Source organism: Turicimonas sp. TL08 (assembly GCF_054660695.1).
Map to the genome: position 1 here is coordinate 1 of NZ_BAAGDP010000134.1, position 207 is coordinate 207.

General features: G+C 43.0%; 1 pseudogene. It reads right to left on the reverse strand.

From position 1 onward, the window contains the following. Positions 1-207 (reverse strand): annotated as a pseudogene (locus ACYQ4O_RS13245) (RNA-guided endonuclease InsQ/TnpB family protein); the annotation flags it as partial.

Consider the following 207-nt stretch of genomic DNA (forward strand, 5'->3'; position numbering starts at 1 on the left):
AGCTATTGACCGGCTCTACGAAAGTCCCGTTCGAAAAAGTAACAAACTTCTTAACGCCCATGTCAATTCCGATTTCGGAATTAATCATCCGCTTAGGCTCTATTTCAAATTCAGTCTGAATGGAAACGAACCACTTTAGACCCTCTCGAGATACCGTAATGTTCTTTGGTTTGCCAATGATGCTTCTGCTCTTTCTGTAGCCGACTG